Annotated in this window: 15 protein-coding genes; 2 read left to right on the top strand and 13 right to left on the bottom strand. The window is 41.8% G+C overall.

Features of this window, described 5'->3' with window-relative positions:
* Window positions 1-89: 89 nt before the first annotated feature.
* The 4 genes from ACX5J7_RS10110 to ACX5J7_RS10095 all read right to left on the bottom strand — a co-directional run bounded on the left by ACX5J7_RS10110 (window position 90) and on the right by ACX5J7_RS10095 (window position 2,876).
* Window positions 90-170 carry an AlpA family phage regulatory protein gene (locus tag ACX5J7_RS10110; protein WP_498707076.1) on the bottom strand — a complete coding sequence of 27 codons (81 nt, stop codon included), beginning with the start codon at window positions 168-170 and terminating at the stop codon, window positions 90-92.
* 13 nt (window positions 171-183) lie between these two features.
* Entirely contained in the window at window positions 184-1,041 is an 858-nt protein-coding gene (locus tag ACX5J7_RS10105) for a hypothetical protein (RefSeq protein ID WP_498707058.1), read from the bottom strand.
* Between the two features lie 89 nt (window positions 1,042-1,130).
* Complete coding sequence (locus ACX5J7_RS10100) at window positions 1,131-1,595, bottom strand: hypothetical protein (protein ID WP_498707056.1); 465 nt, start codon at window positions 1,593-1,595, stop codon at window positions 1,131-1,133.
* A gap of 42 nt (window positions 1,596-1,637) precedes the next feature.
* Complete coding sequence (locus ACX5J7_RS10095) at window positions 1,638-2,876, bottom strand: tyrosine-type recombinase/integrase (protein ID WP_498707053.1); 1,239 nt, start codon at window positions 2,874-2,876, stop codon at window positions 1,638-1,640.
* 740 nt (window positions 2,877-3,616) lie between these two features.
* Between ACX5J7_RS10095 and ACX5J7_RS10090 the strand changes: the two genes are divergently transcribed.
* Window positions 3,617-4,024: a hypothetical protein gene (locus ACX5J7_RS10090; protein ID WP_498707050.1), complete on the top strand. Its 408-nt coding sequence runs from the start codon at window positions 3,617-3,619 to the stop codon at window positions 4,022-4,024.
* A gap of 375 nt (window positions 4,025-4,399) precedes the next feature.
* Here ACX5J7_RS10090 and ACX5J7_RS10085 read toward each other — a convergent pair whose 3' ends face one another.
* Together ACX5J7_RS10085 and ACX5J7_RS10080 are read right to left on the bottom strand one after the other, a co-directional pair.
* Window positions 4,400-6,361 (bottom strand): hypothetical protein, encoded by a 1,962-nt coding sequence (locus ACX5J7_RS10085; protein WP_498707048.1) that lies wholly within the window; start codon window positions 6,359-6,361, stop codon window positions 4,400-4,402.
* Between the two features lie 667 nt (window positions 6,362-7,028).
* Window positions 7,029-7,340, bottom strand: coding sequence for a hypothetical protein (locus tag ACX5J7_RS10080; RefSeq protein WP_498707046.1), 312 nt, complete (start codon window positions 7,338-7,340; stop codon window positions 7,029-7,031).
* 80 nt (window positions 7,341-7,420) lie between these two features.
* On the opposite strand from ACX5J7_RS10080, the gene ACX5J7_RS10075 reads away from it, so the two are divergent.
* Window positions 7,421-7,585: a YlcI/YnfO family protein gene (locus tag ACX5J7_RS10075; protein WP_281716434.1), complete on the top strand. Its 165-nt coding sequence runs from the start codon at window positions 7,421-7,423 to the stop codon at window positions 7,583-7,585.
* 263 nt (window positions 7,586-7,848) lie between these two features.
* Here the strand turns inward: ACX5J7_RS10075 and ACX5J7_RS10070 are convergent, their stop codons facing one another.
* The 7 genes from ACX5J7_RS10070 to ACX5J7_RS10040 form a co-directional block, all read right to left on the bottom strand.
* Window positions 7,849-8,253: a hypothetical protein gene (locus tag ACX5J7_RS10070; protein ID WP_498707043.1), complete on the bottom strand. Its 405-nt coding sequence runs from the start codon at window positions 8,251-8,253 to the stop codon at window positions 7,849-7,851.
* Window positions 8,254-8,318: 65 nt separating this feature from the next.
* On the bottom strand, window positions 8,319-8,735 hold the full coding sequence (locus tag ACX5J7_RS10065; RefSeq protein ID WP_498707041.1) for a hypothetical protein: 417 nt from the start codon (window positions 8,733-8,735) through the stop codon (window positions 8,319-8,321).
* Window positions 8,736-8,743: 8 nt separating this feature from the next.
* Window positions 8,744-8,971, bottom strand: a complete 228-nt coding sequence (locus tag ACX5J7_RS10060) for a hypothetical protein (protein WP_069944389.1) — start codon at window positions 8,969-8,971, stop codon at window positions 8,744-8,746.
* Window positions 8,972-9,175 (bottom strand): helix-turn-helix domain-containing protein, encoded by a 204-nt coding sequence (locus ACX5J7_RS10055; protein WP_498707039.1) that lies wholly within the window; start codon window positions 9,173-9,175, stop codon window positions 8,972-8,974.
* 133 nt (window positions 9,176-9,308) lie between these two features.
* The gene (locus ACX5J7_RS10050) at window positions 9,309-9,587 is read right to left on the bottom strand and encodes a helix-turn-helix transcriptional regulator (protein WP_498707037.1); all 279 of its coding nucleotides are present in this window, start codon (window positions 9,585-9,587) and stop codon (window positions 9,309-9,311) included.
* A 111-nt stretch (window positions 9,588-9,698) separates the two neighbouring features.
* Entirely contained in the window at window positions 9,699-10,541 is an 843-nt protein-coding gene (locus ACX5J7_RS10045; RefSeq protein ID WP_498707035.1) for a DUF6387 family protein, read from the bottom strand.
* Window positions 10,538-11,737: an integrase domain-containing protein gene (locus ACX5J7_RS10040; protein ID WP_498707033.1), complete on the bottom strand. Its 1,200-nt coding sequence runs from the start codon at window positions 11,735-11,737 to the stop codon at window positions 10,538-10,540. Before ACX5J7_RS10040 ends, ACX5J7_RS10045 begins: the two co-directional genes overlap by 4 nt.
* Window positions 11,738-11,759 lie beyond the last annotated feature (22 nt).

Genomic DNA, 11,759 nt, shown 5'->3' with positions numbered 1-11,759 from the left:
CTAGATGCCGCACAATTACCCATGTAATCGCCTAAACCTACATATTCAGAACTTTTGGCCAGCTGCTTGCTCTACCATCTAGACTTATATTAAATAGGGAACCGCGAGTTTCTTATTAGGAGGTAGATTGTACTTTTATTTAAACCAGTTGTTCTTTCAACCTCTGGCATTAGTAAGATTGGGTCATCTTTTGCTGCTCCCTACCAAATCGGCCGTAAGATCTCTAATAGACTTGATGTCTACCTCACTATAAAAAGTATCAGAAAGGCGCTTTACTCGCTCTCTGTTTGGCGTCTTTGTTAAGTTAAGCAGGCAGTAAGTGACATAGCGAATAAAGTAGGCCCTTGGCGCGTAAGCGTCATTAGGTTTTTTAAGCGTGATTTCGGGCCAAAAAGGTTCATAGGTACATTGTAAGTTTCCCCACGGCTTGATCGGCTCAAACTCTATATCTACTTGTGTAAGCCTATCTAAATCCCACATAAAGCCACTTGTGGAATAAAATACCCTTTCGTGTATTTCGCTTTTTAAACTATTTGCCTCTTCCTTGTTGGATATATGGGTATCAACAAGCCTCGTTAGGTCTTTGTATAAGTTAAATACTCTTTCGTCAGATACTGATTGCAAGTCGCTTCCAGATAAAAGGGCTGCGAGTTTCTGTGAGGTTTGAGCCACATCAGTTTTCCACTTTTGCCTATCCTTTGCTGTTAGCTTGCCTTGGGGGTTATCAGGTCCTAAATACCCCATTACAATTACAGCAAGTAAGTCTGAAGCTGAGTAGTCGCTACAGGATATAGCATCTTTCCAGATATAAGCATTATCAGAGTTATTATAAAAGAGCCTAGGAATGTCGCTAATAGCTTGTGAAGCGCGCTTAGCCCTATCAATAAGTAAACTAAGATATTCACGGCTACCTTCGCTTTGTGTCGTGGCTAATTCATTATTAAGCCTTTGTATGCTTCTGGCCTTGTGTTGTAAATCAGGAAGAATTTCATTTTCCCACGATGAGAATGCTTCATCTAATGAACCAAGCATTTTTGTCATACCGTACCCCTACGGAATCCCATAACGAGGAACTGGCACAGGTGATTGGGGACACTTTTCGGGAGCTACCCTAGCGCCAGTTTATAAAACTATACTGCTGAAAGCTTTAGCACCGTATTGTCATAGTCAATGTGCTTATGTATCTGCGCACAGTATTCATGCGTTGTATCAGAAAGTTGAGAACTGACGTTGTAACAAGCACTTCTGAAAACTTGAAACTCACGTGGGGCATTATTTATTGAAAATATACTGCTTTCTAAAAGATCGAGTGTCTCGTCCTCAAAAGCAATTAATGCGGATTTTGTTCTAACAATTGCCCCTAAGTCTTTTGCTAAATCTCCACTGCCTACGCTTTCGAGTTGAGTCAATATTTCTCTAAATGCAGGAAGTGTGAGATTTAATGCTTCTGACAGGGTTTTAGACTGAATGTCTGAGTAGCCTCTCCCTCCGTCGATCACAACGCTTAGTGTATTGTATATTCCTGTGAATATGTGAAATTGACCTTCATGCACTCCTGAAGCCAAGTAACCTTTCAATCTATTTTCGAGTTTCATACCTATTCCTATAGTGAGTTCTTCGACCCTGCACAACACATATCAGGCTTGTTTTACAAAAATGGGAGTAACGTTACCGTTATTCTTGAGACTAGCTAAGTAATCGCTCCACCATTGCATCATTTCTTTGCGTTCATCTAAGTAACGAGCATGGTGAGTATAAGCAGCTCTAACACCGTTTCTTTCCATATGTGAAAGCTGACGCTCTATTGCATCAGGGTTAAAGCCTGTTTCATTCAGTATTGAGGACGCTGTAGCACGGAAGCCATGAGGGTTAGCCTTGCTCTTGCCTTTGGTTTTACCATCGTAACCCATGCGAAAAATAGCCATTCGCATAGTGTTATCAGACATTTGTTTGAACCTATCTCTTTCAGAAGGAAAAACAAACTCAAAACGAGCGCTAAACGGCTTGGTACTTTCTAATACTTCAAGTGCTTGCCTAGAAAGTGGCACAATGTGATCAGACTTCATTTTCATTCTATGCGCTGGTATTCGCCACAACTTTTCTTCTAAGTCGAATTCATCCCAACGAGCACCGGCTAATTCACCAGGTCTAACAAAAGTGTGTACTAATAGTTCAATAGCCAGTTTGGTGAGCAAGCGGCCTTGCTGGTGGTACGCATCTAAATCACGTAGAAACTGAGGTAATTCTTCCCTTGGTAAAGAGGCCCTGTGCGAGGTTTTACGCTTTTCCAGTATTCCGGATAGCTCAGAAGCAGGGTTATGGAGTAAAACGCCAGTCTGTACAGCGAATCGACAAACGCGCCTTATATCTTGAAGTACTCTTTGTGCCACATCGAGCGCCCCACGGGCTTCTATTTTCTGAACGGTTCTGATTATGTCTTGTGGTGTGATTTCGCCAATAGGCCGCTTACCTAGCGTCTTTAACGCATTATCATTTAAACGAGTCCAAATACGGGCGGCATGGCCCTCGCTCCACTGGCCCTTTTGCTTATTCCACCAAAGCCGTGCTTGTGTGTTAAACAGTTCTATATCGCTTACAGAAGAAAGGTGCTTCTTTTCCTGCTTTCTAGCGCTAGGGTCAACATCATCCCTTAATTGTCTTCTAGCTTCTGAAACTGCTTCTCGTGCATCCTTTAAAGACACTTCTGGGTAGACTCCAATTGCCAATGTCTTTTGTTTACCCTGAAAACGATATTTAAGACGCCAGTATTTAGAGCCATTCTTTTTCACGAGCAAGCGCAGGCCCTTCTCATCGGTAAGCCAAATATCCTTTGTGCTTGCTTGAGCTTGTTTTATTTGAATGTCTGTTAAGGGCATGTGGTGCTACCTATCGTCTGATTAATCGACTGGTGCTACCAACATGCTTACTTGCTGGTGCTATTTAGTCGTAATTGAATCTGTGTAGCACCGAATGTAGCACCATGTGCTTAGGGATGACAATAGACTACATTGGACGTAGTAAGACACAAAGGCCTGATAAACAGTAGGAATAAAGCTTAAAGTTGACTGATATGGAGTGTGTTAAAACATGAAATGGTGCCGGGGCCAGAATGGAATAAGCCCCGTATACTATTGATTAATATAGTTTTGATGAAAATAGAAGTTAACCAGTGTTACTACTGGTGTTACTAAAAATTCCCCTTACGGAAATATCTTATCCATAACCTGCTCAGGGGTTAAATCTACAGAAATCGTGCTTTTACAGACTAGTTTAATGATAGCCTTTCCGTTGCTTTCAGCTTTCACACTTACTATATGATTAACACTAATATACTGCCTACCCGTTGTAGTTTCCAATTTTATAAAACGCATATTCATCTTACCTCAGTTCAATACCCAAACAAGAACACGCATCATTATTACAAATACGTATAAAAACCTACGCTTTCATAACCACTTTTATAGACTATTTTATCATAAAAAGCGCGAGTTAATTACTTTAGACAGCCATAGACTAATAGAGACTTTAAGTCCGACAAACTAAGTGAACCTGTTGATTTAAATGAGCATTTATAGCCAATACAATGTAGTTTCCATCAACAACGAGAGTCACAAATATGAATGTAACAATAAGCTCAACAAACAAAGAGCCAGAACAAATTAAGGTAAGTACACCCCATGTCCAAGCAACAAAGCTGACAAATAAAGCCCCTTATCATCACAGAAGGATTGAATTGATAGAAGTTGATCCGTTTGAAAGTGATGAATATGAAATCAAGTTTCAAACAATAAGTTCTAGTTTTACTGTCGTATTGGAAACGTCTAATGGTTTAGAAGATTTTTCGTTAGACAAAAACGAGGATGTACCGGGCAAAGTTGTAAATGATTGCCGAACGGGTGATAGAGATGGCATTAACTTGATCCGTTATTGGCAGAGCAAGCAATGGGCGGTATACACACTAAGCCTTACAAAAAAAGAAGCGGCAAAACAGGCTAAAGCAGTTTTCTCGATAATTCACTGGTAAAGTTCAAAAGCCGGGCGACTAAGAAGTGGTGTTGTTGAAGTTGTTTAAAGTCCTTCGAAGTAGCTTAGTTGCGCGGCACCCCACCTTTTAATTTATAACAACCATTTACACCAGCCTTAAAAATTTAGGTTGTTGCGTTTTCCTTTTATAATTTCAAATTATTCTTAAATCCGCGTACCAGCCTACCTACGTTGTTTTTTCTAACGCCTTTACTACATGTAGCCTGCAGCGAAATACACTTTCCCGATGCGCAGACGCTAGAACCTAACAAAACCTAACAACAAAACAACAACCAGCGCCTAAAATGACTCATAAATAGAGTAAATTTGCGCTGCTGCGTACCCGTAACAGCGCGAGGGGCTGGAAAGTACCTTTTTACATTGGCCTTTGTTGAATTTGTCTCAATACTCTGGCTATCTTTTTCGGGCTTCGCTCAATTGCTTTGACTATCTGATCATCCGTCAAGTTTGCTCCATTCACTACATAAGAAATTTGGGGAGCTGCAGCGCCTTGGTCTCTTGTCAAATCGATAACCTTTTCGCGGGGATGAAGCATAGCTAATTTACCGCCCTTACCGTCCATACCGCCTATACGCGCCCCTGAGCCTGTGTAACCACCACCGTCATACGACGCTACTGCTGAGGCAGCAGCAAGCCCTTGTATCGCGTAAGCCATAGGTTGTGTTACCGATAGAGCTGCGCTCATTGCCCCAGGCGCCATACCAGGCCCAACTATCGGAATTGCTGCCGTACTTTGGAAAGCATTTAAACCTGCCATTAGCGATGCTGCCTGCGCGTTAGCTGCTATCCCTGATGCGCCAGCTACGGCTGTACTTTTACCCACGGTCATTTGAACAATCTTGTAGGCCAGCCACTGAGCTGCCATTTGCCCTAATGCGTTCACAACCCCTCTAGCCATTCCTTGCATAACACCTTTAAAGGCCTCACCAAGACTTTGACTATCAAATACAACTGACTCAATAGCGCTCCCCATTCGATTAGAAAAGCTCTCTACTGTGAATGCTGCTAACTGGTCAAAGTTAACTAAAGCCCCTTGCGTGGCTTCCAGCCATTGCTCCCAAAACGACTGGCTAGTTTCAGTTAAGTTTTCGTAAGCAGTAAATCCGCGTTCCTCAAAGTTTTCCCAGAACATACCAGCGTTTTCAGCCATTTCTTCATCAAAAGTGAAAGCAGTTGCGTTTATTTCGTCAATGAGTGAAAGGCTGTTTAAGAACGAACTTTCTACCTCTTTGGTGGCCGCTTCTACTTCTTTTGTTACTTCTTTTAGAGGGCTTATATCGATATTCGTAACAGCGCCTTCAAGGTTGAACATATCATCCATACCCTCAAAGATATTGTTAGTCGATCCAAAATCAGGATTATCCAGCTCGCTAAGCTGATCGACTATCTTATTGATATCAGCGTATAGCGCTTTTGCCTTACCTTTAAAACTTGCTGATTGCTGGTCAAATTCGTCTTGCGAGAAACCCGATACGAACACAGCAAACGGGTTGTATTGGGCGAGCGTCGTTGATGCGGCAGCTAGTTCAAACATCCCAGCGGCCATGCCTTTGAAAGCTTTTTCGCCACGAAGTAAGTGTTCATTAAAACCGCCTTCTAACACTTCTAACAAATCCGCTAAGGGCTCTGCGAAGTTAGCAGCTATCTTGTTACCAATACTTGTAGCGGTAACCTCAATGCGCTTGAACTCATTGGCAAGTTCAGCCATTTTTTCAACTTCTGCTTGGCTCATGGCCAAGTTAAGGTTGTTGAACTGATCAGAATATTCTTTTATAGCGGCGCCGTTATCCTTAAGCGCTGGAAGTAACAACGTTGCATCGTTGGCTATGGCTTCCATATAGAACACTTGCTCTTTGGCTGATACGTTCGCATCATCCATTGCCTTTTTAACGGCTATCAATACGTCAGTGCTAGATAAATCTTTAAGAGCGTCAGCGGTCAATCCAACCTGTGGAGCCACTTGTTCAAAAAAGTCTTTAAACGGGCCAGCCCCCGTGGCTAAGAAGTCACCAAGCTTGTCTTGAACATCTTTTGAAATGTCTGCGAACTTTTCTTGTTCGATGTTAAACATTTCAAACGCATAGCTTAACGATTGAAATTCTTCTACGTTCAATCCAGCAAGCCGCGCTTGGGCTTCTAATTCCTTGGCGTTTTTAGCGGATGACACCATAAACGCACCAAAAGCCGCCGTTACTCCCGCAACTGCAGCTGCGGTACCGGCGGCGTGTTTTGTTACTGTGCCTAGTTTTGAGTTTATCGAAGAAAAGGCTTGCGCTGTTTTATCCTGCGCTGATATTACAAATTCATATTTCGACATAATGTATTTACTGTTCCGGTTAACACTGTCTAAGTATACAGTCCTAACTTTTGGGAATATAGCGCTGATTTAATTTTGTACAGCCAGTAAGATGAATTTTAAAAACTTTCTTAAATGATTGGTCATTTGTTTGGTCACGGTTGCGCTGAAAGCCAGCCAGAGCGCGCTTTGTGGTTGGTCATTTGATTGGTCACCAGTCGAATACGACTGAAAACTAGTCAAAATTAACTGATTAGTTAACTGAGATTAACCAATTGGTTGTTATTAGATTACGATGATTGCGTTTAGTGTGTTGAACCCCGGGTGTGGTCAGGGGTGTGGTTTTACCTCCCTGCAAAGCCTAAAATTTAGTGGCTTCGGGTGTCGGCATGGGTGTCGGCACTACCATTCAAGCCCTTTAAATACGCGACCTTCGGGGTGTCGCTTGGGGTGTCGCTTTTGTTTAATGCCTGGCTAGATAGATAATCCTTATTTAAGGACTGTATAGTCCTAATTTCGGGATTTTGCTGGTGGGTGTTCCTTGTGGAAAAAGCCATAAATCACGCTAACCATTTGTTTAACTGTGAAAATATGGCACTCAAATTTTTGGTCATTACCACCAGCGAAATTCGTTTTTTAACTAACTTGTGTATTCTTTACTGTATTCAAGTGTTGAACATTGATGTTGTCATGGGGTTGTTCCTCGTTCGTTTGTTTTCGTCGCTATGTTCGAATCGATTTGTAGGGCGAGGTGCTGATAATCGTTGATTAGTTGAATCGCCGCTGTTGCTTCTCGCGCTATTTCGCCAGGCGCGAACACTTCATTTATTCGATCGCCTGCGCTATCAGCAAAAGCTAGCTGTGTTAGCAGTGTAATTGCATCGTGAAAAGCTCGGCCATAATACTTGGCTATTGGCTCAACCTTATGTAACGGTTGTGTGTCTCTTATCCTTACGGCATTGTCACAAATCATTTGGATATTATCTTGGATGTAGCTCATGGTATTTCTCCGTTGTTAGGGACAACTCGTTAATGTATAGTGGTACGTACCAGATAAATATAGCAAAGTGGTACGTACCAATGCAAGATAAAAACAAAAAAAGTTTTGAACGCTTAGGTTCAACAAGAAAGCAAATTCGTTTTGAAGATGAACTTCTATCCAAGATTGATGAAGACAGGGCCAAAACTAACCAGGCTTTCTCTGAGTGGGTAAAGGATGCTTGCGAACGTAAATTAAAATCTTAATTTTCGGCCTCGCGGTGTTTTACCCTTAAATTCCTTCATATTTTTTCGATAAATAGTGAGTCAAAATAACTGTATGTATGGCTTACTATTAAGGAGTACAGAAACTGTACACTGGGTGGCATTTTCTGTTTTTCGTAACTCATTGATTTTTATGATTTACAAAAATTATCCAGTGTACGGAATCTGTACCGCTAAACTTAGCCAGTGTACAGAATCTGTACCGCTAATGAGGTTTGCTGTACAGATTTTGATACCTGGCTTTTTTAAGCGCACCGCTTGTTGTCAATATCATCTATGAAAGTTCTAAGCGCTTTGTTAGTTGGTTTTAAATCCATTTCAAAGCCCCTGATTTCGTCTACGCTTTCATAAGTAAGTGCGTAGTAATTCGGGGTGCGGCCGTTCCTACCTAAGCCAGAGCCTTTACTCAACTCTATGAAGCGTCTTGCTTGTAACTCTCTCAACGCTGCGCTTAAGGTTGATTTTGATTTAAACCCCTTATCACACAGCTGTGAATGAACGGCGCACAACTTACCGTTATTATTTCCTTTGTATTGATATGCAAACCAGAGCAACAAGCGAACAGAATTAGCACTCAGGGCGTGAAAATCTGCATGCTCCATTACTCTGTTTGGAATACCAGCAAAAGGCCGTGTTTTACTCTTTGCCATGACTCCCCCAGCAACTTACCTTTAAATGGGTAAATAATTACCCTAAAACAGGTAACCCCGAAGGGTTACGCTGCTTTTTCATCTGGGTTGTGCCAGGCTTCGAAATTGACTTTAGGAAGGCCGCGATTCGACCGGTAAGCATTCAAAAGCCTTTGGGCCTTAACCCTGTCCTTATCACTGGCTAGCCAATATCGGCTAAATGGCTTTTGGTTAAAGTAAGCCACCGTGTTAAAGTCAGGCTGAGAAACAAAGCTAATTCCTTTCTCATGCTTAAGAGAACTTATCGTGGTGTGTAAACACGACTCTCGATAGCTAGTAAATGCCTCGGGCTGTGTTATTCCTTGTGGTCCTTTGTTAAGCAAAGCATTTAACGCCAATTCAATCTTGTAAGGTGGTCTAATTTCAGTAGACTGAGAATTAACTGTTCTTGTGTTGATGATGTTGCTGCTGCCTTTCGGGGCAGCTTTTTTTTGGCTGTTCATAAATTCTCCTAAGCATCAAATTTTCGTTTTGGTTTTAGGTCTTTCATAACCTCGGCCATGTTAATTCTCAGAAGACGCTTCAAGTCATTTTCATCAGCGCTTAGGGCGTAGAGAACTATAGTTCCAAAAAATTCGTTTAAGTCGATTGTTTCACCACTTCTATGTTGCTTGGCGAAACGGCTAATTTTTCTTTGCGCTTCAAAGCGCATAATTGGTTTAGGTGGAAGCTTTTTCATTTACCCTCCCACACGTAGCTTTTCAGCCCACTCTTTGATTTCGTCCTCTCGATAACGGATCACATGACCCATTTTATAATGTGGTGGCGCAGGGTTACCCAATAACACACCTTCAGTTCTCGAGCGTCTTACGTTGTTTTCGTTAATAGCAAGATAGCGCGCTACTTCTTTGCTTGTAATAAAAGGGCTTCGTTTGATTTCCATAAATACCTCACTTGATACATGAAAATTTAAGGAAGAAAAGAAAACTAAAAGTGTGATTAGCGCACTTGGGTTTACGGCAAGCATCTGTGCTTGGTGGGCGCGTCTTTGTGTTGATGATACTCATTCACGCCCCCTAAGCTGCTACGGCTTCTAGAAGGCGCTTCGCTTGCACTTCACGCTCTATGAGTAATTTATCTACCAATTCGGTAATTTGATCGTTATTAAAGCCGACTGCTCGAGCGGCAATCATTGCTTGGACCTCTGATTCGATGAAGCCAGAAGAACGAGAACCTAAGCTTAAAGGGGGGATGAAACGGCGCTCTTTGATTTCATGCCATAAGGTTGAGCGTCCTTTCCCGACCATTTGGGCAGCTTCATCAAAGCGGATAATTTTATAGTTTGGAGTTGTCATAAATCACCTGTCTTAGTTTGTCTCAATTGACTAAGGTGATTCTCTTTATATTTAATCGCTTATTTTAGCCAAAGAAATACATTTTATTTTTACTAATAAAAATCTGACGATTTATTTTGTGGGTAAAACCACATTTCCTGAAGTCAACTTCTTAATAAATGGACTCACTGTGGCGTCAAACTCAACTTCGCCCCTCTCTCCGTTTGGATACAGTGCGACGATCAAGACACTTTTTTTGATTTTGATTCCTTCATATTTCTGCCAAAGTTTTAGGTCCAATGTTTGGAGAACCTTATACGTCAAAATTTTCCTACTGTCAGATGCCCATACTCTACTTTTGTCTGGCTCTATTGCACAGAGTTGTTCCCTCATGCTTTTCAGCATCACTTCGATACCGCTTATTATTTCTCGGTCTGTAAAGCTTGCCAAATCAATAACCACGGGAACCTGATGAGAACTATAAACATCAGCGTCTCTCAACAGATGTGCTACTGGCAGTAGAAACCTCTTAATATCAAGAAGGTCTAGATTAAAATCACCAACATGTTCACTCGGGCCGCACGTTTCCACAAGTTTACCGTGAAGGTGCCTTAATTCGCCCGCCCCCATCATGCGCACACCATTGTTGTGGTAGAAAGATAATTGGCTATCGATTAGGGCATCCTCTGAACTAAAACACTCAAAGTTTTCACCATTGTCCGGCGAAAGCTTCGATAACATAGGTAGGCCTGACAAAATTGAATTGTACGCATGCCACTCGAAAGCATTATGCTCTTTGATTGATTTGTATACACCTTTATTTCTTTGAAAATACCCTATTGCAGAATCGATCGAAGTTCGCAATTGTATTTCTTTGTATAATTCTTCAAACGAAAAATCGTCGAACACCGAATAACTATCATGACTAAACCATGCTGGCATGTCTTCTAGCTTTTTTATAAATTGATTCTTCATGTACTCGCCCCGATTTTGTGTGACCACCATTCCATCATTGAGCGACGGCGGTCTAGATATTGAGCGCGGTTGTATGCCGCCCGTACTTCGTTTTCGTCTTTGTGTGCTAACGCTGCTTCAATAACGTCATGATCAAAGCCTTCTTCATTTAAGGTTGTACTTGCAAGCGCCCTCATTCCATGGGCCACTAAACGTCCCCGAAACCCCATATCACGTAGCGCTTTATTGGCTGACTGCTTATTAGCAGGCTTTTTAGGGTCAATATGGGAAGGAAAAATATACTCTCTATGAAAACTCAGCGGTTTCATTAGTTCGAGTATTTCTAAAACTTGGGGAGTTAGCGGTACCAAGTGAGGCCTATCCATTTTCATGCGTTCGGCGGGTATGGCCCAAATAGATTGAGCGAAGTCAATTTCTGACCATTTGGCCTCAGCTGCTTCACCTGGGCGCACCATGGTATGTAACTGAAACTCAATTAAGCACCGGGTAGTTATTTTTGCAGACGAATACTTTAAGGCTTTAACAAGCTCGGGTAGTTCTTCGGGCTTTAAGGTGGGCTGATGCTTTACTCTTGTCGATGGTATTAACTCTTTAATACCTATAAGTGGGTTGTGGTGGATAATGCCGGCATTTACAGCGTAAGTCATAACACTATTCATGCGCCTAGCAACTTTACGCGCTATTTCGTGACTATTTCGCCCCACTATAGCGTTTATTACTTCTATTGCTTTAGGCGCTGTTAATTGCTCAATAGGAACTCTACCAACTAGTGGAAAAACATCGTTGGTAAATGAGCGCTTTATGTTTTTAAGTGTTCCCTCTGATACTTTGCTAGCATGAACATCAAACCACTGTTTAGAAACATTCTCGAAAGTTTGGGATGCTGATAGCAAAGCCTTTTCTTTCGCTTGGTCTTTGTGTTCTTTAGGGTCAATATCTTTTGCAAGAAGTTTTCTAAATGCTTCGCGTTCTTCTCGGGCATCAGCAAGTGAAACATCAGGATAACTGCCTATACCGATGTTACTGCGCTTTTTGGTGTGAGGTTTGGAATAGTTGAATATCCAAAGCTTAGAACCGTTTGGTTTAATGCGTAAAGCGAGACCTTTTCCATCTGATAGGTTGTATTCCGTATCTTTTGGTTTTGCTTGTTTTACTTGGGTTGCACTTAAGGGCTCTTCATCATTAACGGGGGACATCCGCATTCATTAAACTGATTTT

The organism is Alteromonas infernus (assembly GCF_902705815.1).
This window is presented reverse-complemented; position numbering and strand designations above follow the sequence as displayed.